The sequence below is a fragment of the Liquorilactobacillus satsumensis genome, from assembly GCF_964065465.1.
GTDB classification, from domain to species: domain Bacteria; phylum Bacillota; class Bacilli; order Lactobacillales; family Lactobacillaceae; genus Liquorilactobacillus; species Liquorilactobacillus satsumensis.
Genome location: NZ_OZ061606.1, coordinates 2,427,352 through 2,449,747 on the forward strand (window position 1 = coordinate 2,427,352; position 22,396 = coordinate 2,449,747).

The 22,396-nt window shown below is 41.4% G+C and carries 26 protein-coding genes; 24 read left to right on the plus strand and 2 right to left on the minus strand.

Annotated features, from left to right (window positions below):
• The first annotated feature begins 41 nt into the window (after positions 1 to 41).
• The 11 genes from AB3Y88_RS11390 (at position 42) to recN (ending at position 9,268) form a co-directional block, all read left to right on the plus strand.
• Complete coding sequence (locus AB3Y88_RS11390) at positions 42 to 1,106, plus strand: Xaa-Pro peptidase family protein (RefSeq protein WP_228887875.1); 1,065 nt, start codon at positions 42 to 44, stop codon at positions 1,104 to 1,106.
• 129 nt (positions 1,107 to 1,235) lie between these two features.
• Entirely contained in the window at positions 1,236 to 1,793 is a 558-nt protein-coding gene (gene efp, locus AB3Y88_RS11395) for an elongation factor P (RefSeq protein ID WP_054756202.1), read from the plus strand.
• Positions 1,794 to 1,812: 19 nt separating this feature from the next.
• Positions 1,813 to 2,247 (plus strand): Asp23/Gls24 family envelope stress response protein, encoded by a 435-nt coding sequence (locus AB3Y88_RS11400; protein ID WP_056960979.1) that lies wholly within the window; start codon positions 1,813 to 1,815, stop codon positions 2,245 to 2,247.
• Positions 2,244 to 2,666: a transcription antitermination factor NusB gene (nusB, locus tag AB3Y88_RS11405; protein ID WP_187328407.1), complete on the plus strand. Its 423-nt coding sequence runs from the start codon at positions 2,244 to 2,246 to the stop codon at positions 2,664 to 2,666. The genes AB3Y88_RS11400 and nusB overlap by 4 nt, the downstream gene beginning before the upstream one ends.
• Positions 2,667 to 2,869: 203 nt before the next feature.
• Positions 2,870 to 3,745, plus strand: coding sequence for a bifunctional methylenetetrahydrofolate dehydrogenase/methenyltetrahydrofolate cyclohydrolase FolD (gene folD / locus AB3Y88_RS11410; RefSeq protein WP_228887876.1), 876 nt, complete (start codon positions 2,870 to 2,872; stop codon positions 3,743 to 3,745).
• Complete coding sequence (xseA, locus tag AB3Y88_RS11415) at positions 3,717 to 5,066, plus strand: exodeoxyribonuclease VII large subunit (RefSeq protein WP_228887877.1); 1,350 nt, start codon at positions 3,717 to 3,719, stop codon at positions 5,064 to 5,066. Before folD ends, xseA begins: the two co-directional genes overlap by 29 nt.
• The gene (locus AB3Y88_RS11420) at positions 5,059 to 5,295 is read left to right on the plus strand and encodes an exodeoxyribonuclease VII small subunit (RefSeq protein ID WP_056960982.1); all 237 of its coding nucleotides are present in this window, start codon (positions 5,059 to 5,061) and stop codon (positions 5,293 to 5,295) included. Before xseA ends, AB3Y88_RS11420 begins: the two co-directional genes overlap by 8 nt.
• Positions 5,285 to 6,178: a polyprenyl synthetase family protein gene (locus tag AB3Y88_RS11425; protein WP_056960983.1), complete on the plus strand. Its 894-nt coding sequence runs from the start codon at positions 5,285 to 5,287 to the stop codon at positions 6,176 to 6,178. Before AB3Y88_RS11420 ends, AB3Y88_RS11425 begins: the two co-directional genes overlap by 11 nt.
• Positions 6,178 to 6,993, plus strand: a complete 816-nt coding sequence (locus AB3Y88_RS11430; RefSeq protein WP_056960984.1) for a TlyA family RNA methyltransferase — start codon at positions 6,178 to 6,180, stop codon at positions 6,991 to 6,993. The genes AB3Y88_RS11425 and AB3Y88_RS11430 overlap by 1 nt, the downstream gene beginning before the upstream one ends.
• 88 nt (positions 6,994 to 7,081) lie before the next feature.
• Complete coding sequence (locus tag AB3Y88_RS11435; RefSeq protein WP_054756229.1) at positions 7,082 to 7,534, plus strand: arginine repressor; 453 nt, start codon at positions 7,082 to 7,084, stop codon at positions 7,532 to 7,534.
• A 48-nt stretch (positions 7,535 to 7,582) separates the two neighbouring features.
• Positions 7,583 to 9,268 (plus strand): DNA repair protein RecN, encoded by a 1,686-nt coding sequence (gene recN / locus AB3Y88_RS11440; RefSeq protein ID WP_054756211.1) that lies wholly within the window; start codon positions 7,583 to 7,585, stop codon positions 9,266 to 9,268.
• Positions 9,269 to 9,551: 283 nt separating this feature from the next.
• Here recN and lexA read toward each other — a convergent pair whose 3' ends face one another.
• Positions 9,552 to 10,175: a transcriptional repressor LexA gene (gene lexA / locus AB3Y88_RS11445; RefSeq protein WP_056960985.1), complete on the minus strand. Its 624-nt coding sequence runs from the start codon at positions 10,173 to 10,175 to the stop codon at positions 9,552 to 9,554.
• Between the two features lie 154 nt (positions 10,176 to 10,329).
• Between lexA and AB3Y88_RS11450 the strand changes: the two genes are divergently transcribed.
• Both AB3Y88_RS11450 and AB3Y88_RS11455 read left to right on the plus strand, forming a co-directional pair.
• Positions 10,330 to 10,578, plus strand: a complete 249-nt coding sequence (locus tag AB3Y88_RS11450) for a DUF896 domain-containing protein (RefSeq protein WP_054756214.1) — start codon at positions 10,330 to 10,332, stop codon at positions 10,576 to 10,578.
• Positions 10,579 to 10,665: 87 nt separating this feature from the next.
• Positions 10,666 to 10,890, plus strand: coding sequence for a YneF family protein (locus tag AB3Y88_RS11455; RefSeq protein ID WP_056960986.1), 225 nt, complete (start codon positions 10,666 to 10,668; stop codon positions 10,888 to 10,890).
• A 53-nt stretch (positions 10,891 to 10,943) separates the two neighbouring features.
• On the opposite strand, the gene AB3Y88_RS11460 is transcribed toward AB3Y88_RS11455, so the two are convergent.
• Positions 10,944 to 11,585 (minus strand): 1-acyl-sn-glycerol-3-phosphate acyltransferase, encoded by a 642-nt coding sequence (locus tag AB3Y88_RS11460; protein WP_056960987.1) that lies wholly within the window; start codon positions 11,583 to 11,585, stop codon positions 10,944 to 10,946.
• Between the two features lie 91 nt (positions 11,586 to 11,676).
• On the opposite strand from AB3Y88_RS11460, the gene AB3Y88_RS11465 reads away from it, so the two are divergent.
• The 11 genes from AB3Y88_RS11465 (at position 11,677) to AB3Y88_RS11515 (ending at position 22,360) form a co-directional block, all read left to right on the plus strand.
• On the plus strand, positions 11,677 to 12,420 hold the full coding sequence (locus AB3Y88_RS11465) for a tRNA1(Val) (adenine(37)-N6)-methyltransferase (RefSeq protein WP_054756218.1): 744 nt from the start codon (positions 11,677 to 11,679) through the stop codon (positions 12,418 to 12,420).
• Entirely contained in the window at positions 12,410 to 12,694 is a 285-nt protein-coding gene (locus AB3Y88_RS11470) for a GIY-YIG nuclease family protein (protein ID WP_228887878.1), read from the plus strand. Before AB3Y88_RS11465 ends, AB3Y88_RS11470 begins: the two co-directional genes overlap by 11 nt.
• Before the next feature lie 135 nt (positions 12,695 to 12,829).
• Entirely contained in the window at positions 12,830 to 13,822 is a 993-nt protein-coding gene (locus tag AB3Y88_RS11475) for a D-2-hydroxyacid dehydrogenase (RefSeq protein ID WP_056960988.1), read from the plus strand.
• A 168-nt stretch (positions 13,823 to 13,990) separates the two neighbouring features.
• Positions 13,991 to 14,794 (plus strand): 30S ribosomal protein S2, encoded by an 804-nt coding sequence (rpsB, locus tag AB3Y88_RS11480; protein WP_054756222.1) that lies wholly within the window; start codon positions 13,991 to 13,993, stop codon positions 14,792 to 14,794.
• Between the two features lie 90 nt (positions 14,795 to 14,884).
• Positions 14,885 to 15,763, plus strand: a complete 879-nt coding sequence (gene tsf, locus AB3Y88_RS11485) for a translation elongation factor Ts (RefSeq protein WP_056960989.1) — start codon at positions 14,885 to 14,887, stop codon at positions 15,761 to 15,763.
• Positions 15,764 to 16,230: 467 nt separating this feature from the next.
• Positions 16,231 to 16,953, plus strand: a complete 723-nt coding sequence (gene pyrH / locus AB3Y88_RS11490) for a UMP kinase (protein ID WP_056960210.1) — start codon at positions 16,231 to 16,233, stop codon at positions 16,951 to 16,953.
• A gap of 5 nt (positions 16,954 to 16,958) precedes the next feature.
• Positions 16,959 to 17,522 (plus strand): ribosome recycling factor, encoded by a 564-nt coding sequence (gene frr / locus AB3Y88_RS11495; protein ID WP_054756365.1) that lies wholly within the window; start codon positions 16,959 to 16,961, stop codon positions 17,520 to 17,522.
• Positions 17,523 to 17,708: 186 nt separating this feature from the next.
• Complete coding sequence (locus AB3Y88_RS11500; protein ID WP_056960212.1) at positions 17,709 to 18,488, plus strand: isoprenyl transferase; 780 nt, start codon at positions 17,709 to 17,711, stop codon at positions 18,486 to 18,488.
• Between the two features lie 10 nt (positions 18,489 to 18,498).
• Positions 18,499 to 19,284, plus strand: coding sequence for a phosphatidate cytidylyltransferase (locus tag AB3Y88_RS11505; RefSeq protein WP_056960214.1), 786 nt, complete (start codon positions 18,499 to 18,501; stop codon positions 19,282 to 19,284).
• 28 nt (positions 19,285 to 19,312) lie between these two features.
• On the plus strand, positions 19,313 to 20,590 hold the full coding sequence (rseP, locus tag AB3Y88_RS11510; protein ID WP_228887880.1) for an RIP metalloprotease RseP: 1,278 nt from the start codon (positions 19,313 to 19,315) through the stop codon (positions 20,588 to 20,590).
• A gap of 45 nt (positions 20,591 to 20,635) precedes the next feature.
• Positions 20,636 to 22,360, plus strand: a complete 1,725-nt coding sequence (locus AB3Y88_RS11515) for a proline--tRNA ligase (protein WP_054756359.1) — start codon at positions 20,636 to 20,638, stop codon at positions 22,358 to 22,360.
• The last annotated feature ends 36 nt before the right edge of the window (positions 22,361 to 22,396 follow it).

A 22,396-nucleotide genomic window follows, 5' to 3' on the forward strand; every position in this document is an offset into this window, starting at 1 on the left:
TTCGCAAAGTTAGGTTATGGATAAGCGCGGAGGAATTTAGAATGCAGACTGACAGAGTAGCGCGCCTGCGCATGCAGATGGAAAAAATGAGTGTCGATGCTTTTTTAGTAACTGATCCGGTTAATATTGCGTATCTTAGCGGCTTTACAGGTGATGCCGGAGTCGTGCTTGTAACTGAAAATGAACAATTCTTGATCACTGATAGCAGATTCAAAGAAGCAGTCAGCCGCTTTAAAACATGGCAGTGTGTGATTACACGCGAGTATTTGCGAAGTGTGTGTGAAATTGCAGCTAAGGACCAACTATTAGCGCTGGCTTTTGAGGATTCACTGTCTTATCGCGACTATGATTTCTTAGATGAGACCGCGCTGTGCGACATTGTTCCGCTGAATGGTGTCCTTGAAAAGATGCGTTCCGTTAAAGAACCTGAGGAAATCGCACTGTTACGTAAGTCTTGTAAACTGGCAGAAGATGGTTATCGTATGCTCTTACAAGAAATCAGTGCAGGGCAGACAGAAATCGAAGTTGCCAATCACTTGGACCAAATTATGAAAAAATTAGGTGCAACCGCAAGCTCATTTCCTACAATCGTAGCAAGTGGGACAAGGACGATATTACCGCATGGAAGCGCCTCAACAAAAGCTTTGCAGCAAGGTGAACTGGTCACCCTTGATTTTGGATATTTTTATAAGGGCTATACTTCGGATGTGACTAGAACCTTTTCGCTCGGGAGACAGCCTGAGAGTATTAAAGCGCTTTATCAGGTGGTCGCACACGCACAGCAACAGACAATTGCTGCAGTGCGCCCCGGGATCACTGGTGCTGAACTGGATCAAATCGGCCGTAGCTTGATCACCCAAGCCGGTTATGGAGCCTATTTTAATCATGGAATGGGTCATGGGATTGGTCAAAGTATCCATGAGCTGCCCAATATTGGTAAAAATTTTGCCAATCAGTTAGAGCCTGGTCAAGTGATCACAATTGAGCCAGGAATCTATCTTCCCCCGGAAGCGGGAATCCGTATTGAAGATGACATCTTAGTAACTGCTGATGGATTCGAAGAGCTTACCAATTTTGCGAAAGAATACATTGAAGTCATGAGATAAGCTTGCTTTTTGCTTGCGGTTATTGCTATCATGAGTTGTGTTCAGTTATTTTTAAGCGGCCGTGTCTGACGGCATGTGTTAAAATAGTTTAAGAGATATCAGAATTCAGGTATTTGTAGGAGGAACAGTATGATTTCGGTTAATGAATTTAAGAATGGATTAACAATTGAGGTTGATGGAGATATTTGGCGAGTGGTCGAATTTCAACATGTTAAACCAGGTAAGGGATCAGCATTTGTGCGTTCAAAGCTGAAGAACTTACGGAGTGGTGCGATGCAGGAAAAGACTTTCCGTGCGGGTGAAAAAGTTGAACAAGCACAGATTGATAATCGTAAAATGCAATATCTGTATGCAGATGGCGATAATCATGTTTTCATGGATACGACGACCTACGAGCAGCTTGAATTACCAGCTGAGCGGATTAAGAATGAGTTGAACTATCTGAAGGAAAATATGCTTGTTAACATCATTATGTATGGTAATGAGACATTGGGTGTTGATCTGCCTAATACGGTTGATTTAAAGGTCGAAGCTACAGAACCAGGGATCAAAGGTGATACTGCTTCGGGTGGTTCAAAACCAGCAACCATGGAAACCGGATTAGTTGTTCAAGTTCCGTTTTTCGTAAACGAGGACGATGTTTTAACGATCAACACGCAAGATGGAAGTTACATTTCCAGAGCTTAGTTCGAAGGAGGACTTGCTGATGGCTGAGAATAATAATATTTTAATTGAAACTGAAAAACCTAGGCTGGGACAAATTGAAATTGCACCAGAAGTGATTGAGATTATTATTGGAATTGCAACCAGTCAGGTTAAAGGTGTTTATTCAATGCGCGGTTCGCTTGCAAGCAGTCTGAATGAACTTTTTGGCCGTAAGAGCCGCGGTAAGGGTGTGCGCCTGGAACAAGAAGACAAAGCTTTAAAAGTCGAAGTCTATGTCTTCTTGAATTATGGTGTTTCAGTCCCTAAAGTGGCACTTGAAATTCAGGAAAAGGTAAAACAACAGCTGTTTTTCATGACAGGTCTCAAGTTGACGGGTGTTGACGTTTTTGTTCAAGGTGTTGTACCTGCAAAACAGGTCTCGACAATTGATCCAAATAATTTATTCAATGAAAAAGAAAATGGTGACAACAAGTGAGTATGACCAGACATTCTATCCGTAAGGTAGCTTTTCAGTTATTATTTGCACTTGCAAGCAACCCTGAGACGGAGATTGACGCTCTTTATGAGCAGTTGCGGCAAGATGATGAGCATTTGCCACAGGAGATGCCCGCATACCTGCTGGAGCTGACACAAGGCGTTGCCAAGCAGGCAGATGAATTAGACGCTGTCATCACAAGTTATCTTAATAATCAGTGGAGCTTAGCGCGGCTTAATAAGACAGATTTACTGTTGCTGCGTTTAGCGATTTATGAGATTAAGTATGTGAGCGCAATTCCTGCTAAAGTTGCGGTTGATGAAGCACTTCAGCTCGCAAAAGAATTTAGTGATGAAAAATCACGGCGCTTTATTAACGGAATTCTTTCTAATTTGATTGAAAAAAATGAAGAAGATTAGTAGTAGGTAAAGCACCTTACGACTGAACATTGATAGAGTTATGGCAAGATCTTATTTTGTCAGAGCTCTTTTTTTGTGCAAGTGCAGCAGCAATCTTAAAAAATGATTTGTAAAGGGCAAATTTGACTAATAAATAATTATTTTCCTGTTTACAAGTTATGCTAAAATGGTTACATAGTAAAAAGAGTTGGCGGTGGGGAGAAATGGCAGTTAAGTTAGACGGCAAGAAACTTGCGACAAAAGTTAAACAAGATCTTGAACAAAAGGTAAGCAATTTAAAACAAAAAGGAATTACACCTAAGTTGGTTGTAATTCTTGTAGGCTCAGATGAAGCTAGTCAGGTTTATGTCCGGAACAAACATCGGGTTGCGCAGCAGATTGGCATTGAGACGCAGGACATCAGATTGCCGGAAAATACAGCCGAAATCGAATTATTGCAACTGATTAGCAAATTAAATGCAGATGATACGGTTCACGGGATTCTAGTTCAGTTGCCATTGCCAAAACAGATTGACGCAGAGCAGATTACAGACGCAATTGCACCTGCAAAAGATGTTGACGGCTTTCATCCGCAAAATGTCGGGCATCTTTTTATGAATGACCCCCGTTCGTTGCCATGTACTCCTGCAGGAATCTTACGTTTTTTTCAGGAATATCATTTACCTTTGGCGGGTAAGCATGCGGTGATTGTTGGCAGAAGTAATATCGTGGGTCGACCTATGGCAGCCCTACTGTTGAATCATGATGCAACAGTTACTATTACACATAGCAAGACTAAGAATTTGCGCCAGTTAACCAGGCAGGCGGATATTTTGATCGTCGCGATTGGGAAAGCTGATTTTATTACCGGTGTGGATGTTAAACCTGGAGCAGTCGTAATTGATGTCGGAATGAATCGCAATGCGGCTGGAAAACTTGTTGGCGATGTTGCACAGGCTTCTGTGGATCAAGTTGCTGGTTTTCTCACACCAGTCCCAGGAGGGGTTGGCCCCATGACAATTGCGATGTTAATGGAACAAACCGTTAAGTTTGCGGAACGGAGTGTTAATTGTGGCAGAAAAAACGTATCTAACAGTTAGTGCGCTAACAAAGTACTTGAAAAGAAAGTTTGATGTTGATCCTTATTTGAGCAGGGTTTATTTGACTGGAGAGATTTCAAACTTTCGCATGCGCCCACACGCCCATCAGTATTTCAGCCTTAAAGATGAACATGCAAAAATCAATGCGATTATGTTTCGTTCAGCCTTTGCTAAAGTGAAGTTTCAGCCAGAAGAAGGAATGAAAGTTCTAATAGTTGGGCGAATTTCTTTGTATGAAGCGAGTGGAAGCTATCAGATATATGTTGAAAAAATGGAGCCGGATGGTGTAGGGGCGTTATATCAGGCTTATGAGCAACTGAAAAAGAAGCTGGCAGCAGAAGGCATTTTTAATGCCCCTAAAAAGCCTTTATGTCGTTTTCCGCGTAGAATAGCAGTGGTTACTAGTCCTTCTGGAGCTGTAATTAAGGATATTATGACTACTGTGCGCAGGCGGTATCCAATTGCTCAAATTGTACTTTTTCCAACTGTGGTGCAAGGTGCTGATGCTGCCCCTGATATTATTGCACGCATCAAGCAGGTTGAACAAAATGGTTCGTTTGACACGCTGATTATTGGGCGAGGTGGCGGGTCCATCGAAGATCTTTGGCCTTTCAACGAAGAAAGTGTTGCACGTGCTATTTTTGCATGTCCGCTGCCTGTGATTTCGTCAGTCGGTCATGAAACAGATACGACCATTGCTGATTTAGTAGCCGATGTTCGGGCTGCGACACCAACAGCAGCAGCTGAATTAGCTGTCCCGGTTCTAAGTGAGGAAATTATTAAAATTGAACAGTTGCGTTTGCGGCTCTATCAAAATTTGCGGTCCAAACTCCAACTCAAAAAACAAGCGGTGCAAAAGCTGCGCAATTCATACGTTTTCCGCCAGCCAGGCAGACTTTATGAAGGATATTTACAAAAAATTGATTATCTGAAAAAACAAATGCAACAAGCGTTGCAGACCAATCTCAATAAGAAGCAGCGGATGCAAACACAACTTCTGATGAGACTGCAAAAGCAATCACAAACCGAAAAGTTGCATCTGCTGCTTAAGCAGGTGGCGTATTTGGAGCAGCAGCTGAATCGTTTACGTATGGAATATTTTAAAAATAAGCACCGACAACTTGGAACAGCTGTGGCACAGTTGGAAATGCTGAGTCCTTTACGTATTTTAGCGCGGGGCTATGGTTACGTAACTGTCGCTGGACGCGTTGTTAAGCAGGCCGCTGAGTTAAAACCAGATGAAAAGATCGCTTTCCAGATGCAAGATGGTAGTGTAACCGCACGCGTTTTAAGTATTACGGAGGATGAAAGAAATGACTGAAAAAAAGACATTTGAAGAAAATTTAGACGAGCTTGAAAAGATTGTCCAAAAGTTAGAGCAGGGTGATGTTCCGCTGGAAAGCGCACTAGATCAATTCCAAAAAGGTGTCAAGCTGAGCAATGAATTGCAACAGAAGTTAGAAAGTGCTGAGAAGACTCTGGCTAAGGTTATTGACCAAAATGGCAACGAAAAACCATTTGAGCGGGACAGTGATCATAATGAGCAATAAGCTTGCAGAGTTCCAGAAAATTATTTTGCCGCAATTAGAAGAACAGTTGAATAGTTACTTAAATGGGTTGAATGCTGCACCAACCTTGAAAAAGGCCATGCTGTATTCGCTCGAAAGTGGTGGAAAAAGAATTCGCCCAATGCTGCTTTTGGCAATCTGTCACATGTTTAACCGCCAAATTGATGAGGGAGTTTTTGCTGCAGCCGGCAGTTTGGAACTGCTGCATACATATTCACTGATTCACGACGATCTTCCTGAGATGGATAATGATGATTTAAGGCGGGGGCGACCGACTAACCATAAAGTTTTCGGGCAAGCAGAGGCTGTCTTGGCGGGCGATGGTTTGTTGACGACTGCTTTTGAATGGCTTGCAAGCTGCCACCTTTCAGCTCAGCTTAAGGTGGCTTTACTAAGCCGTTTTGCAACCGCGGCCGGTCCCCAAGGAATGGTTAGTGGTCAAATTGCTGATATTGAAGGTGAGAAAAAGGAGCTTACGTTAGTCCAACTTAAGGCTTTGCATCAGCTAAAAACAGGAGCTTTGTTACAGTATGCTTGTCAAGCAGGGGGAATCATTAGCGGCGCAACGGCTGCGCAGATGACAGAGTTGCTAAATTTCGGGAGTTGTTTTGGGCTGGCGTTTCAAATTTATGATGATATTTTAGATGTTGTCAGCACGCAAGCAGAACTCGGTAAAGCTGTTCATAAGGATCAAGTTGAACACAAGAATACTTATCCTGGGCTGCTCGGTTTGAACGGTGCATATCAGGAGTTGGATAATGCTCTTTTGAATGCGCGGACGGCTTTAAATGAATTGAAACATACCGGGATTGAAACCGGAATATTGGATGATTTTCTACGCTATTTTTCAAGAAAGGATAATTAATGAAGAAAGAACGAGTAGATGTCTTGCTGGTAAAACAGGGACTTTTTGAAACGCGGGAGCAGGCCAAAAGAGCGGTCATGGCGGGTGAAATCTTAGGAGTCAATGAAGAACGTTTGGATAAACCGGGTGTCAAGATTGATAGCACGACAAAGTTACATTTTAAAGGCAAGAAAATGCCATTTGTCAGTCGTGGTGGATACAAACTGGCAAAAGCACTCAAGTCTTTTCAGCTCAGTCCTAAAGGGAAAATCATGCTTGATATTGGAGCATCCACAGGAGGTTTCACAGATGTTGCGTTACAAAACGGAGCTGCTTTGAGCTATGCGCTAGATGTTGGTACGAATCAGCTAGCTTGGAAAATCAGGCAAGATGAGCGTGTCATAGTAATGGAAAATACTAACTTTAGATACAGTAAACTTGCCGATTTTAAACATGGTCGTCCAGAGTTTGCCACGATTGATGTTTCTTTCATCTCTTTGGAACTTATCTTGCCGCCCTTGCATGAGATAATTGAACCAAACGGAGATGTGATTGCACTGATTAAGCCTCAATTTGAAGCTGGTAGGGAAAATGTCGGTAAACACGGCATTGTACACGATCCTAAAGTGCATCAACAGGTGTTGACTGAAATTCTTTCATTTGCGTTAGCGGCAGGTTTTGACGTATGTGGATTAGACTTTTCTCCGATTACCGGTGGTGAGGGGAATATTGAATTTCTGGTCCATTTGAAAGCTGCTGTGGCACCTGGAAAATTAGCCGAACAAGTTAAGCTTTCAGAAATAGTTACAGCCGCACATGAAAACTTTAAAAATTGACTTTTATAAGGGAATCCTTTAATATTTATTCAAAATAGGCTATTATTAAAACAAAATATGAATATTTTTTGGAAACTTGGTGAAAGTGATGCGTAAGCAAGAAAGACAAATGGCAATCAGAGAGTTGTTGCGGCAAAATAATGTTGAACGACAAGAGGAAATTGTTGCACTGCTACGGCAACGCGGGATTGAGGTAACACAAGCAACGATTTCACGGGATGTAAAAGAGATGCAGCTGATTAAATTACCGTCACCTACGGGAGAATATCGGTATAGTTTTCCAGCTGAAAAAAAGTTGAATACGGAAAAAAAGCTGCGCAAGACGTTGCGTGATGCCTATCTAACGGGACGTGTTCAGGGAGAATTTTTATTGTTGAAAGTCTCTCCAGGTAATGGACCTGTCATTTCAAGCTTAATAGAACAAATGAAATATGAAGATATTTTTGGAACTTTAGGTGACGATGATACAATTTTGGTAATTGCCAAAACTGGTTCTGACCCGAAGGTGATCCTGCAGCGACTGCTGGAAATGATTGAATAAAGCTTAGAATAGATAATTAATTTTTAGGGATGAGGGAATGATCAACTAATGCTGCGAGAATTGACAATCAGAGATTTTGCAATCATTGAGAAACTTGACATTAGGTTTGAACCTCACATGACCGTTTTGACTGGAGAAACGGGTGCTGGGAAATCAATTGTAATTGACGCTTTAGGGCTGCTTTCCGGTGGTAGAGGTTCACAAGAATTCATTCGCAAGGGTGCAGGCAAATCTGTTTTGCAAGGATTATTTGCATTGCCCGAAGACAGGTCTTTTAGTGATTATTTGGAGCAGATCGGAATCCAACCAGATGGTGGCGAACTAATCCTGCAGCGAGAGTTGTATCGCAGCGGGCGGAGTGTCTGCCGCGTTAATAACACTTTGGTGACACTTGCAGTTTTACGTAAAATTGGGGGTCGCTTAATTGATATTCATGGGCAAAATGAACATCAAACCCTGATGCACGTTGAAAATCATTTGAAATTATTAGATCAATACAGTGTGCGCAACTTACAATTGAAACGCAGTTACCAAGCGGCGTTTGCTAAATACCAAGAGCAAAAGCAGGATTTGGAAAAAAGACGCTCGAATGAGAAAAAATGGGCACAAAGATTGGATATGCTCAGATTCCAAGTCAAGGAAATTGAGGAAGCTCATTTAGAAAATGGCGAAGAAGAAAAACTCAGCAGCGAAAAAGAAAAGCTTGAAAATTTTCAAAGTATTCGCGATGCACTCTCAAAAGGCTATCAGCTGCTTTCCGGTGAAGAAACAGATTTACTCGGCAGTTTGGGTAGTGTGACTGAGGAATTAGAAGGGATTGCCACTTATTCAGAAAGTTTGCAGACAATCAGTACTAATCTCTCAAATGCTTTTTATACATTGCAGGATTCTGCCCATGATATCTCACGTGAATTGGAGGACATGGAATGGGATGAAGGCCGGTTAAACGAGGTTAACTTACGACTTGAATTGATTAGCCAGCTTGAACATAAATATGGTGATTCTATTAAGCAAGTCTTGCAATATTACCAACAGATTAAAGCAGAGCTTGAAAAGATGGAAAATGCACAAGAAGACAGTGGTAATCAGGAAGAACGCCTGCAACGTGCGTATACAACTGCGCAGAAAAAGGCACAGGAGCTTTCTGTGCAAAGACGCAAAACAGCCCAGGCGCTAGAAAAGAAAGTCCATACTCAATTGAAATCATTGTATATGGATAAAGCTATTTTTCAAGTCAGGTTTGAAAATAACCAGGAATTGACGGTCAATGGAGCTGAGCATGCAGAATTCTATGTACAGACTAATCCAGGTGAAGCAAGTGGGCCATTGAATAAGATTGCCTCTGGAGGAGAACTCTCACGGATAATGCTGGCGTTGAAGACAATTTTTGCACAGGATCGCAACGTCACGAGTATTATTTTTGATGAAGTCGACACTGGAGTAAGCGGCCGTGTAGCACAGGCAATTGCCGAAAAGATTAGTCAGATTGCAGCTACTTCCCAAGTGTTATGTATCACACATCTGCCGCAAGTTGCGGCTGTCAGTGATCACCATTTTTTAGTTTCTAAGCACACGAAAAATGGCAGAACAGAGACAGTTGTCAGAAAAATTGACCAGCACGAACGCGTTAATGAGTTAGCACGCATGCTTTCGGGAACAACGATTACACATCTAACATTGGAACATGCTGCTGAATTATTGGGGATGGCAGCCAACAAAAGAGTCCGTCATTAGGTTTGTGCTAACTCGAAATTACAAAGATAGCGAGTATTTTGCTATGAATAATTCGAAGTTAGACGGAGAATTTTGACTTATGAAACACGTTTATCCGGAATAAAAGAGGGGCTGCGACAAAATTTAACTTTTGTCACAGCCCCTTTGATGATTGTGTCTTGCGATTTTTTACTAGTTTAATTATGCAGATTTTTAAGAGCTGTGATAAAAAATACTAAAAGAAAAGTCTGGTTCCAATTAAATTCTAGGAATCAAACTATAAACTTTTGGGGTTGTCTGAGGATTAGAGGAAGTCCCGGTACAGACCAACAACCTTACCAAGGATCATGACAGTGTTTAAAATTATGGGTGGCATTGTATCATTTTCCGGTTGTAAACGGTAGTGATCCTTTTCTTTGAAGAATCGCTTGCAAGTTGCCTCGTTATCCTCAGTCATGGCAATCACAATATCTCCATTATCTGCATTACGTTGTTTCCGTACGATAACCTTGTCACCATTTAAAATCCCAGCGTTAATCATACTCTTGCCGCGAATTGTCAGCATAAATAACTCCGCTGCAGAATTCATATTTGGCGGTAGCGGGAAGTATTCAGAAGCTTCTTCCACTGCCAAAATAGGAGAACCGGCTGTCACGGTTCCGAGAACTGGAATTGCATCTGCATGTTCTTGAATTCCAAGAGCTTCCAAGCCAACCGCAGTGACTTCAATGGCACGGGGTTTGGTAGGGTCTTTTTGGAGATATCCCTTTTTTTCGAGTCTTGCCAAGTGTCCGTGAACTGTCGAGGTTGAAGACAGATCAACTGCCTGACAGATTTCACGCACGGTTGGAGGGTACCCCTTATCGTTGACGCGTTCATAGATGAACCGCAGAACGGCCATTTGCCTTTTTTCAGAAGCTTTTGTCATTATCTGACACCTCAATCGTTAGTTATTACTGTTATACTAGCATATGTTGGCGATGATTACAAACAAACGTTCGTATTTATTATTTGAAACAATTCCTTTTTTCATGTATGATATGACGTGTTTGATAAAATGCAGAAAGTTTGGGGGTGTTGGGATGGCTGGACAGATCCCAGAAAAGCTCATTAAAAGAATAAACGAACTTGCAAAAAAGAAGAAGACGGTGGGGTTAACACAAGCAGAACTGGATGAACAAAAGAGTTTGCGCGAAACCTATCTTGCACTTTTCCGTAAAACCTTTAAAAGCAATGTTGAAATGCTGCGTGTTTTTGATAAGAATGGAAAAGAAGTTACCCCTGAGAAGGTCCGTAAGATTCAACGGGAGCGTAACTTGCGGGATGATTAAGTATAATTGACCGCAGTTGGCTCTTTATTTTTGGGGAGTAATTGTGTAGAATTAAAGATTGAAACGATGTGAAAGGAGCAGTATACAATGTCAACCACGATTTGGGTGCTAATTGTGATCCTTGCCCTCATTTTAGGCTTTGTAGGTGGTTTCTTTGCGGCACGGAAGTATATGGAAAATTACTTGAAAAAGAACCCGCCGATCAATGAAAGCATGCTCAAAGTGATGATGCTTCAAATGGGGCAGAAGCCATCTGAAAAGAAACTGCATCAAATGATGACCGCAATGAAGGCACAAGGTAAGAAAAAATAAAAAGAAGCCCTGTTTAAGGGCTTCTTTTTATTTGGGGCAAAGTCAGTTGTTACTTAATTGCTATTTTTTTTCTTAGCTTTCATTGGGTCAACATACTTATAGTTTGGATCAAGCTCATTATCAAGCTGCTTAAAGCGTGCGCTCATCTGGGCAAGAATTAGCTGCTGCTGTGCATCTGTTAGCCGCTGCTTACGGTCAAGGTAAATTGGTTCGCCAAAATTAACAGTGATTCGCTTGCGCCGCAAAAGGCCCTTGGTATCAGCTGGTCCTTGGTACACTGCCGGAACAAGTGGGACACCTGCTAGTTTTGAAATTAGCAAAGCGCCCCCTTTAAGTTGTTGAGAATGCCGAGTACCAGAAGGAAACATAATCAAAGAAAGATCCCGTTTTTTCAACCACTTTACGGGAGTCTTGATTGCAGAGGGTCCTGGATTCTGACGGTTTACAGGAAAAGCATTTGCATGGACAAGTATGTAACGTAAGATGGGATTCTTAAATAGTTCCTCTTTTGCCATAAAAGAGAATTTTTTGGGTGATGCTCCGAGTGCAAAATAAAGCATGTCAAACCAGGCTCTATGAGGGCCAACCAGGATGTAGTTTCCTGCAGGCAGCCTTTCACGGTGTTTGTAATGAGCATTTCCATTTAGCAAGACTAAAACAACACGTGCTACAATACGAATAAATGAATAGAACATCTCAGCGACATTCCTTTCTTAAAAATAGTGTTACCGTGAATAGTATGCCTAATTTTGAGGGAAGTTGCAAGTTTAATTAAGGCGGGTAAAAATGTGTTTAATTAATAATGAAAGAATTGATATGTTATATGCAAACAACATTAAAATCATTCAAAGTGCCGACGTTTTTTCTTTTTCCCTGGATGCGGTGTTGCTCGCGAATTTTGCGGCACCGCCTAAGAATGCTGCTGGAAGAATTGTCGATTTATGTGCGGGTAATGGAGCGGTCGCCCTATTTTTAAGTACAAAAACGACTGGTAAAATTACAGCGGTTGAAATTCAAGCCCGACTTTGTGAGATGGCACAGCGCAGCATTAAGCTGAATTCTTTGGAACAGCAAATTACAGCGCTCAACATTGACTTAGCAGATTCCTTTAAATATTTGAAAAAGGATGCTTACGATACAGTAACCTGTAATCCGCCGTATTTCTCTGATCTACCTACCAGTAAGAAAAATGAGAATCCGTATCTAGCAATTGCACGGCATGAGATTACTGTTGATTTGCAAAAAATTATCGAAGTAACAAGTGGGTTGCTTAAAATGAATGGCAAGGCGTTTTTCGTGCATCGTCCAGAACGTGCGGGCGAACTTTTTAGTTTACTGCAGGCCCAGCGGCTCTCTCCTAAACGGGTTCAACTGGTCTACCCGAAACAGGGTCGAGAAGCAAATATGATCTTAGTAGAAGCAATTAAAGACGGTCGCCCGCGAGGAATGCGTTTTTTACCGCCGCTCGTTGTGTATGATGATAATAATCAATATACGCCGTTATTAAGGAAGATTATTTATGGAAAATAAAACAATCCAAGAATATTTTTTTTATGTTTTATTGTGCGCGGATGGGACACTCTATGGTGGGTTTACTAATGATGTGCAGCATCGAATTGCGGTGCATAATGCCGGAAAAGGTGCAAAATATACGCGGTTAAGAACGCGTAGACCAGTTAAACTGCTCTATGCTGAGCCTTTTGCTGATAAGTCGACAGCACTTAAGGCTGAATATGCTTTCAAACATCAGACACGGTTAAAAAAACTCAGCTATTTGGCTGCGCATGGAGTGCACGTCAGTTGATTTGTCTTTTGCAAGAGGTAAATATTATATAGAAGTCTTGTTTTCATGGTAAAATAATGAATGCGTAAAGATAGTGTGTTTTTGCACCTACTTTGCACTGCCGTATCAATAGAGATCATTTTTTGGAGGTTCGTAATGAAATTTATTGCTTTTAATGTTCGTAGTGATGAGGAAAAGTATTTTAAAGCGTGGGAAAAACAAAACGACGTACAGGTTGAGTGTGTCGCGGCCCCTTTGACTACTGAAAAACTTGACGGTTTAGCAGGATATGATGCGGTTTTGACACTGCAAACTGGAACATATCCCGAAAAAATGTTCGAGAAGTTTAAAGAAGTAGGCGTCAAGGTTCTTTCAATCCGAAATGTCGGAGTAGATAATATCGATTTGAAAGCTGCCACAGAAAATGGCATTCTAGTTACAAATGTTCCCGCCTATTCGCCAAATGCAATTGCAGAATTTTCGGTTACACAATTATTGCAACTATTGCGTAATACGACACTTTTCAGACGTCGGGTTGCCGCACATGATTTTCGTTGGGCTCCATTTGTTGGCAAAGAGCTGCGTTCTTTGACAGTCGGTGTGCTTGGAACTGGGAGAATCGGACGCGCTGCCATCAATATCTATCGCGGATTTGGTGCAAAGGTAATTGCGTACGATCTTTATCCAAATCCTGAGTTGAAAAAAGAAGGAATCTATGTTGATTCTTATGCGGAACTGTTTGCACAGGCTGATGTGATTACACTGCATATGCCCGCAACTGCAGCTGACCATCATCTTATTGGCGCAGAGGCGATTGCACAAATGAAAGATGGGGTCTATCTCATTAATACTGCTCGGGGTGCTTTAGTTGATACTGAAGCTTTGATTGCTGGCATTAAGAATGGCAAAATTGCTGGTGCGGCACTTGATACTTACGAAAATGAAAGTCCCATCTTTAACCATGACTTAAAAGATCAACCCCTCAAGGATACTGTCTTTAAGGAATTGTTGGAACTTGACAATGTACTAATTACGCCACATGTGGCTTTTTATACTGAAACAGCTGTTGAAAATATGGTAACGATTGCTTTAAAGAGTGCTCAGGAAGCTGTTACAAAAGGAACTACGGCTACCTTGGTAAACCAATAATATTTATAAAATCTGGCTTGAACTTTAAGCTTTATTAAGGTACAATGTTACAGGTGCTGGTTTACCAGTATCAATTCACACTCTGTGTGCTGGCAGTGGGGTGCTCAGCTTGAGTCCTGCTGTTAATGAACACAGGGGAGGAAAAACAAAAACGGAGGTATTACAGTTATGTCAGTAATTAGCATGAAACAATTGCTTGAAGCCGGTGTTCATTTTGGACATCAAACACGTCGTTGGAATCCAAAGATGAAGAAATACATCTTCACAGAGCGTAATGGAATTTACATTATTGATCTGCAAAAAACTGTTAAGTTAATTGACGAAGCACACGAATTCGTTAAGCAAGTAGCAGCTGATGATGGTGTTGTGCTTTTTGTGGGAACTAAGAAACAAGCCCAAGATGCAATTGAAGAAGAAGCAAAACGCGCTGGTCAATTTTACGTTAACCACCGTTGGCTTGGTGGTACCTTGACCAACTGGGACACAATTCAAAAGAGAATCAAACGTCTTAAAGAGATCAAAGCAATGAGTGAAAATGGAACATTCGATGTTCTCCCTAAGAAGGAAGTTGCATTGCTGATTAAGCAAAGAGAACGTCTTGAGAAGTTCTTAGGTGGAATTGAAGACATGCCGCATTTACCAGATGCTTTATTCATTGTTGATCCACGTAAAGAAAGAATTGCGGTTAAAGAAGCACGTAAGCTTAATATTCCGATCATTGCGATGGTTGATACCAACGCTGATCCAGATGAAATTGATGTCAAGATTCCTTCCAACGATGATGCAATTCGTGCTGTCCGTTTGATTACTTCAATGGTAGCAGACGCAGTTATTGAGGCTCATCAAGGTGAAGAAGGACCTGAAGAAGTTACAGAAAAGTCTTTCGCAGACGGTAAAAAAGAATCTGTAGATTCAATTGAAGACATTGTTGAAGCTGTCGAAGGCAACAACAATTCCAAAGATGCTGAATAGATAAACTTAGGCTGTCTCAAACATTGGGCGTATACTGGCCTGGGAGTTTGAGGCAGTTTTTTAATAATTTTTTTAAGGAGGCCATAAGAAATGGCAAAGATTTCTGCTTCTCAAGTTAAAGAATTACGTGATAAAACTGGTGTCGGAATGATGGACGCGAAGAAGGCACTTGTTGCTGTTGAAGGTGACATGAGCAAAGCAATTGATTTTCTCCGTGAAAAGGGAATTGCAAAGGCTGCTAAAAAAAGTGATCGCGTTGCTGCAGAAGGGTTAGCTGATGTTGAGGTTGCAGGAAATGTAGCTGCAATTGTTGAAGTTAATGCTGAAACAGACTTTGTTGCCCAAAATGACCGCTTCAAAGAATTAGTTAAGGAGATTGCGACTAAGGTTGCCGAAAACAAACCAGCTACTTTAGATGATGCACTCAAAATTGCTACTGATAAGGGAACTATCAAAGATGAAATTATCGAAGCTACTCAGGTAATTGGCGAAAAGATTACGTTACGCCGCTTCACAGCTGTTGAAAAAGCTGATAATCAAAACTTTGGTTCATACCTGCATATGGGTGGTAAAATTGCAACTTTGGTTGTCCTTGATGGTGCAGATACCGCGACTGCCAAAGATGTTGCAATGCATGTGGCAGCTATCAACCCTAAGTATGTAGACCGGACACAGGTACCGGCTGCTGAATTGGAGCATGAAAAAGAAGTCTTGAAGCAAGAAGCACTGAATGAAGGCAAACCTGAAAAAATTGTTGAAAAAATGGTTGTTGGACGCTTAAATAAGTTCTTATCAGAAATTAGCTTGACTGATCAAGAATTTGTTAAAGATCCTGATCAAACAGTTGGCAAGTATGTTGCTTCTAAGAATGGTAAAGTTGCTTCGTTTATTCGTTATGAAGTTGGCGAAGGTATTGAAAAGAAGGAAGATAACTTCGTTGATGAAGTAATGAACCAGATTAAGGATTAAGCAGCCTTTCAAACAACGTCAGCAGGCGACTATTGAGGACTACTGATTCACAATGTTATAAAATAATTTAAAGAGAGGCTGTGACAAAATTTAAATTTTGTCACAGCCTCTCTTTTATTCCGGATAAACGTGTTCCATAAGTCAAAATTCTCCGTCTAACTTCGAATTACTCATAGCGAAGTACTCGCTATGTTCGTAATTTCGAGTTAGCACTCAAATTTTCCCGACTTATGTCACACTCTCCCTTTTTTTGAAAAAAGCACAGCTGTTTTTTAGCATTTTCAGAAAAATGAATTGATTATTGAAAAAATGTTCAACATAAAAAGCAAGCATAATTGTTAAGTGTTCCTTTTCTTTGCGTGTATGTCCGCGATAAAATATATTCAAGAAGTTGAAAATATGGTAAAATAACTTTGAATGTGTTCACGACGCACTTTGAAATAGTATCGATTAATAGGAGGAACATCATGGCAGATGTCAGGTATAAACGTGTGATTTTGAAGTTAAGTGGAGAAGCTCTTGCTGGTGATCAAGGAAACGGGATTAACCCTCCTGAGATCAGAAAAGTGGCTGAAGAGATCAAGGAAGTCTATCAATTGGGAGTTCAGATCGCAATTGTAGTTGGCGGTGGCAATATGTGGCGCGGTGAATCTGGAGCCCAGATGGGAATGGAGCGCTCACAGGCGGACTATATTGGAATGCTTGCAACAGTTATGAATGCTCTTGCATTGCAAGATAACCTCGAGTCCTTGGGTGTGCCCACAAGAGTGCAAACCTCAATTGAGATGCGCCAAATTGCAGAACCGTATATCAGGCGCAAAGCCATTCGGCATTTAGAGAAGGGCAGAATTGTGATCTTTGCTGCAGGAACAGGGTCACCATACTTTTCAACTGATACAACTGCGGCTTTACGGGCTTCTGAAATTAATGCAGATGTGATCTTGATGGCTAAGAATGGAGTCGACGGCATTTATTCTGCTGATCCACAAAAAGATCGTGACGCGGTGAAGTTTACTGAATTAACGCATCTTGACATTATTAGCAAGGGCTTGCACGTCATGGATACAACTGCTTCTTCGTTGTCGATGGATAATGATATTCCTTTGGTAGTCTTCAATATGAATAAGAGTGGAAATATTAAGCGCGTAGTTGAAGGAGAAGCAATTGGGACAACAGTGAAAGGAAAATAAAAATTATGAAAATCAATGATTCACGCATTAAGGATGGTCAGGCACGGATGACTAAAGCTGAAGAAGCTTTTCAAAAAGAATTAGGAAATATTCGTGCAGGACGTGCGAATGCAAGCCTACTTAACCGTGTAATGGTAGATTATTATGGTGCTCCAACTCCATTAAATCAAATTGCACAAATTACTATTCCAGAAGCACGGGTGCTCTTGGTGACACCCTATGATAAATCAGCACTGCAAAATATTGAACATGCAATTCTGGCTTCTGATCTTGGAATCTCGCCTGCAAATGACGGTTCAGCGATTCGATTGGTGATTCCACAGTTGACGGAAGAACGCCGCAAAGAAATTGCTAAGCAGGTTAAGGCAGAATCTGAAAAGGCAAAAGTTGCGGTGCGGAATGTGCGCCGGGATATTATGGATGAATTAAAGAAAGCTGAAAAAAATGGTGAATTGACGGAAGATGATCTGCACGTGTTGGAAGAACAGGCGCAAAAAGTGACAGATGCTTCCATCAAGAATGTTGAAAAAATTCAGAGTGTCAAAGAAAAAGAAATTCTGGATGTATAATTAGAAAATTCAACTGTTGATCGGACAGTCAAAACAACAACGAGGCGGCATCGTCGAACTTTGCACGGATCTAGCAGACAAACATTTAAGCTGTTTGTTGGGTGCGTAGGTTTCACGGAAATGCAATTTTGCCTCGTTGTTCCTTTTTTGCTAGAATAAGTTTTGGACTTAAATGGAGGTGGACCCTTGTTCTCAAAATTTATTAATAACAATCGTTCTGTTTCTAAACAGTTAGACGAACTTGATCCCAAACGAATACCCAACCATATTGCCATAATTATGGATGGAAACGGTAGATGGGCACAAAAAAGACATTTGCCGCGGATCGCGGGACACAAGGCAGCGTTGACAACAGTTAAGAAAGTAACTGTCGCGGCAAGTGATCTGGGAGTTAAGGTCTTAACCTTATATACTTTTTCTACAGAAAATTGGAAAAGGCCAAAAAAGGAAGTTGATTTCTTAATGACCTTACCGATTAATTTCTTTGATACTTTTGTGCCTGATCTGATCAAGAACAACATTCAGGTGCGCACAATTGGTGAACTTACTGCCCTTCCGCAAGAAACACGCAAAGCAGTGGCACGTGCCTGCGAACAAACTGCTAAAAATGACGGCATGATTTTGAATTTTGCTATTAATTATGGTGGGCGCGCTGAGTTAGTTGCCGCTGCGCAGACGCTTGCTGCGAGCGCGGTTAAAGGTGAGCTGGAACCAACTCAAATTACAGAAAAAGATTTCGCGCACGCTTTAACGACAGCTAAGTTTGGTGCATATGCTGATCCGGATCTGCTGATTAGAACAAGTGGGGAAGAGCGTATTTCCAATTTCTTATTGTGGCAGATTGCGTACAGTGAATTTGTTTTTACGGATGTATTGTGGCCTGATTATACACCGCAGACCTTGTGGGAAAATATTTATGAGTATCAAAATCGGAACCGGCGTTTTGGCGGTTTGAAAAAGGAGTAGTTTAGAGATTATGAAACAACGTGTTTTAACAGCGGTAATTGCACTGCTGGTTTTCATTCCTCTTGTTTTGATCGGGGGAGTGCCATTTGAAATTCTTGCTATCTTGTTAGGCATGATTGGTTTATCTGAAATCTACATTATGCGTAAAAAGCTGCTGGTTTCGCCTGAAGCTGTTTTGGGTGTGCTAGCTTCCTTAGCGTTATTAGTGCCGCAAAGTTGGCTTTCATTTTTACCAGATACCAGTACACGTTACACGCTTTTTTATTTTTTAGTTTTACTCTTGCTAGTGTATACTGTGTTTACACGCAATCGCTTTTCATTTGACGATGCTGCAGTTTTAATTTTGGGGATTATCTATACTGCAGTCGGTTTCCGTTTCTTAATGACAGCGCGTGCTGCGGGAGTTTCAACTATTTTTTATCTACTCTTAACAGTTTGGGCCACAGATAGCGGTGCATACATGGTGGGAAGAAAATGGGGCAAGACTAAACTTGCTCCCCATATAAGCCCTAATAAAACTTGGGAAGGTTCCATTGGGGGAGTGATTGTGGCGTTGATAATCGGGGCAATCTTTACGTTTTATTTCCCACAAAGATATTCGCTGGTGTCGATGCTTTTGATGACGCTGATTCTCGCAATTGTAGCTCAATTTGGAGATTTAGTTGAGTCTGCACTGAAACGTTACTACGGCGTGAAAGATTCAGGTAAGATTTTGCCAGGACACGGGGGTATCCTTGATCGCTTTGATTCACTGCTGTTTGTCCTACCATTTGCACATTTTATTGGCTTGATTTAATGAATTTATGAACTGAGAGGATACCGACATGCTGCTTACAATTGTGACATTTATTATTGTTTTTGGAATACTGGTTCTTGTCCATGAATTTGGTCATTTTTACTTTGCAAAAAAGGCCGGTATCCTAGTGAGAGAATTCTCAATTGGAATGGGCCCTAAAATTTTCGCATATCAGAAAAACGCCACCACGTACACGATTCGTATCCTGCCGTTAGGGGGATACGTCCGCATGGCGGGACTTGAGGAAGATGATGAAGCTTTAAAACCAGGAACATCTGTCAGCCTGTTGCTGGACGATGCTGGGGTTGTTGAAACTATTAATACCAGTCACAAAAAAACTTTAATGAACGGGATTCCGGTTCAACTGGTTAAGTGGGATCTTGAAAATGAACTCTGGCTTGAGGGTTATGAAAACGGCGATGATGAGCAGTATCGTCATTTTAAAGTTTCTCATGATGCTTCAATCATTGAAGAAGATGGAACAAAAGTCAGAATTGCACCTACAGATGTTCAGTTTCAATCGGCTACGTTATGGCAAAGAATGCTGACCAATTTTGCAGGGCCACTCAACAATTTTATTTTGGCAATCGTTGCTTTTACACTGGTGGCAGTTTTACAAGGCGGAGTGACATCGACTTCTAATGTCGTCGGTAATTTCACTGAGAATTCGGTAGCGCAAAAAGCTGGGATGCAAAAAGGGGATCGCGTGGTTAAAGTAGAAAACGCAAGAACCTCTTCTTGGCAGAGCCTAGCAACTGCAATCAGCAAACGTGCTGGTAAAAAAACGACACTGACCATCGAAAGAAAGGGTCAAACAAAGCAGTTGCAAGTTGTTCCGCAAACTAAAAAACAGAACAAACAAAATGTGGGGTATATTGGAATTGAAGCGGCTGTGCACCACGAAAAATCGTTTTGGGCGATTGCAACCTATGGCTTCTCGCAGACCTGGAATCTAACAGTTGCGTTGTTGAGTGCGATTGTGGGTATGTTCACGCATGGGTTTAGCTTAAATGATTTAGGCGGCCCGGTTGCAATTTATTCCTACACTTCGGAAGCAACTAAGTATGGGTTAATTAGTGTTATTAACTTATTAGCGTTTCTTTCACTGAATTTAGGGATTGTTAATCTGCTTCCGATTCCAGCGTTAGACGGTGGTAAGTTAGTGTTGAATGTGATTGAAGGAATCAGACACAAGCCGCTTTCACAGGAAAAAGAAGGGATCATCACGCTTGTGGGTTTTGGTTTCCTAATGTTATTAATGATCTTAGTTACTTGGAACGATATTCAACGTTATTTCTTTAATTAATATTATGGGGCGTGTGCTGCGTCGTTAAGTTAAAAGGGGATTTTTATGAAACAGTCAAAGTTATTAATACCAACTATTAAGGAAGTACCCAGTGATGCGGAGGCACTAAGCCACAAGATGATGCTGCGTGCCGGGTATGTTAAACAAATTTCTGCCGGAATGTATGCCTATCTGCCACTTGCTTTCCGGGTCTTAAAGAAGATTGAAAAAATTATCAGAGAGGAAATGGATCAAATTGATGCAGCAGAGATGCTGGTGCCTGCCGTTATTCCTGCTGAGCTTTGGCAAGAGTCAGGCAGATACGTCACCTATGGTCCAACAATGTTTAAGTTACAGGATCGGCACGAGCGCGATTTTATTTTAGGACCTACACATGAGGAAACCTTTACTGCTATTATTCGTGATAGCCTTAAGTCCTATAAAAAATTACCGCTGACATTATACCAAATTCAGATGAAGTATCGCGATGAGAATCGTCCGCGGTTTGGACTTTTGCGCGGCCGTGAATTCTTAATGTTTGATGGCTACTCATTTCATGCAGATGATCAGAGTTTGAATAAAGTCTATACTCAAATGGAAGGTGCCTATCAGAAAATTTTTGAACGTTGTGGATTAAACTTCCGTGCGATTATTGGTGATGCGGGCGCAATGGGAGGCAACGATTCGAAAGAATATATGGCAATTGCTGATATTGGTGAAGACACAATTGCTTATTCTGATGAAAGCGGATATGCTGCAAATCTTGAAATGGCTCGCAATTTACGGAATGTTAAGCCTTCACATGAACCTGAAAGAGAGCTGGAAAAGGTTTCCACTCCAGGTGCAAAGTCGGTTGAACAAGTCGCTGAATTGCTGAAAGTCGAAACTGGCGCAGTCATTAAAACTTTGCTGGTACTGGCTGATCAAGAGCCGGTAATTGTACTATTACGCGGAACTGATGAACTCAATGAAGTCAAGCTCACTAACTTTTTGGGTGCTGCAGATGTCCGCTTGGCAACCGATGCAGAGGCAGTTCAGTATCTGGGAGCAGATTTTGGTTCATTAGGTCCGGTCGCAATTCCAAAGGAAATTCGTGTGATTGCTGATCTGGATATTGAAAAGATGCGTAATAGTGTAGTTGGTGCTAACGAAAATGACTTTCATTTGATTAACGTCAACGTTGGACGTGATTTTGAGGTTGCTGATTATACAGATCTACGGTTGGTTAAAGCCGGTGAGTTGTCTCCAGATGGTGAGGGACGACTCAAATTTACCCGCGGAATTGAAATCGGACATATTTTCAAGTTAGGAACGCGCTATTCAGATTCACTGAAGGCCGATGTGCTGGACTCAAATGGGCGTCAGATACCTGTGATTATGGGTTGCTATGGTATTGGAGTTTCACGCTTGCTGTCGGCGATTATTGAACAAAATTGCGATGAGAATGGAATTATTTGGCCGCGCAATATTGCACCGTTTGATGTGCATGTCGTTCCCGTCAATGTCAAGCAGGAGATTCAGGTTAAACTGGCTGAAAAGATTACGACACAGCTGGAAGAAGCAGGTTACAGCGTTTTGCTTGATGATCGGAAGGAAAGACCAGGTGTTAAGTTTGCAGATTCTGATTTAATGGGAATGCCGGTGAGAGTTACAGTTGGTAAGAAGGCTGAGGAAGGAATTGTTGAGGTTAAATTGCGGCGTAATGGAGAGACAGTCGAGGTTCGACCAGAAGAACTTGAAAATGCAATTTCGATTTTGCTTAAACAAGAAAAGAAAGAAAAAATTCTATAAATGAAAGATTAAATACTTAGTGTTTTTAGGAGGCTG

Excerpts from the sequence above, each read along its gene's own strand:
- AB3Y88_RS11390 (WP_228887875.1), top strand. The coding sequence starts at position 42 with ATGCAGACTGACAGAGTAGCGCGCCTGCGCATGCAGATGGAAAAAATG.
- efp (WP_054756202.1), top strand. The coding sequence starts at position 1,236 with ATGATTTCGGTTAATGAATTTAAGAATGGATTAACAATTGAGGTTGAT.
- AB3Y88_RS11400 (WP_056960979.1), top strand. The coding sequence starts at position 1,813 with ATGGCTGAGAATAATAATATTTTAATTGAAACTGAAAAACCTAGGCTG.
- folD (WP_228887876.1), top strand. The coding sequence starts at position 2,870 with ATGGCAGTTAAGTTAGACGGCAAGAAACTTGCGACAAAAGTTAAACAA.
- AB3Y88_RS11420 (WP_056960982.1), top strand. The coding sequence starts at position 5,059 with ATGACTGAAAAAAAGACATTTGAAGAAAATTTAGACGAGCTTGAAAAG.
- AB3Y88_RS11425 (WP_056960983.1), top strand. The coding sequence starts at position 5,285 with ATGAGCAATAAGCTTGCAGAGTTCCAGAAAATTATTTTGCCGCAATTA.
- AB3Y88_RS11430 (WP_056960984.1), top strand. The coding sequence starts at position 6,178 with ATGAAGAAAGAACGAGTAGATGTCTTGCTGGTAAAACAGGGACTTTTT.
- AB3Y88_RS11435 (WP_054756229.1), top strand. The coding sequence starts at position 7,082 with ATGCGTAAGCAAGAAAGACAAATGGCAATCAGAGAGTTGTTGCGGCAA.
- recN (WP_054756211.1), top strand. The coding sequence starts at position 7,583 with ATGCTGCGAGAATTGACAATCAGAGATTTTGCAATCATTGAGAAACTT.
- lexA (WP_056960985.1), bottom strand. The coding sequence starts at position 10,175 with ATGACAAAAGCTTCTGAAAAAAGGCAAATGGCCGTTCTGCGGTTCATC.
- AB3Y88_RS11450 (WP_054756214.1), top strand. The coding sequence starts at position 10,330 with ATGGCTGGACAGATCCCAGAAAAGCTCATTAAAAGAATAAACGAACTT.
- AB3Y88_RS11455 (WP_056960986.1), top strand. The coding sequence starts at position 10,666 with ATGTCAACCACGATTTGGGTGCTAATTGTGATCCTTGCCCTCATTTTA.
- AB3Y88_RS11460 (WP_056960987.1), bottom strand. The coding sequence starts at position 11,585 with ATGTTCTATTCATTTATTCGTATTGTAGCACGTGTTGTTTTAGTCTTG.
- AB3Y88_RS11465 (WP_054756218.1), top strand. The coding sequence starts at position 11,677 with ATGTGTTTAATTAATAATGAAAGAATTGATATGTTATATGCAAACAAC.
- AB3Y88_RS11470 (WP_228887878.1), top strand. The coding sequence starts at position 12,410 with ATGGAAAATAAAACAATCCAAGAATATTTTTTTTATGTTTTATTGTGC.
- AB3Y88_RS11475 (WP_056960988.1), top strand. The coding sequence starts at position 12,830 with ATGAAATTTATTGCTTTTAATGTTCGTAGTGATGAGGAAAAGTATTTT.
- rpsB (WP_054756222.1), top strand. The coding sequence starts at position 13,991 with ATGTCAGTAATTAGCATGAAACAATTGCTTGAAGCCGGTGTTCATTTT.
- tsf (WP_056960989.1), top strand. The coding sequence starts at position 14,885 with ATGGCAAAGATTTCTGCTTCTCAAGTTAAAGAATTACGTGATAAAACT.
- pyrH (WP_056960210.1), top strand. The coding sequence starts at position 16,231 with ATGGCAGATGTCAGGTATAAACGTGTGATTTTGAAGTTAAGTGGAGAA.
- frr (WP_054756365.1), top strand. The coding sequence starts at position 16,959 with ATGAAAATCAATGATTCACGCATTAAGGATGGTCAGGCACGGATGACT.
- AB3Y88_RS11505 (WP_056960214.1), top strand. The coding sequence starts at position 18,499 with ATGAAACAACGTGTTTTAACAGCGGTAATTGCACTGCTGGTTTTCATT.
- rseP (WP_228887880.1), top strand. The coding sequence starts at position 19,313 with ATGCTGCTTACAATTGTGACATTTATTATTGTTTTTGGAATACTGGTT.
- AB3Y88_RS11515 (WP_054756359.1), top strand. The coding sequence starts at position 20,636 with ATGAAACAGTCAAAGTTATTAATACCAACTATTAAGGAAGTACCCAGT.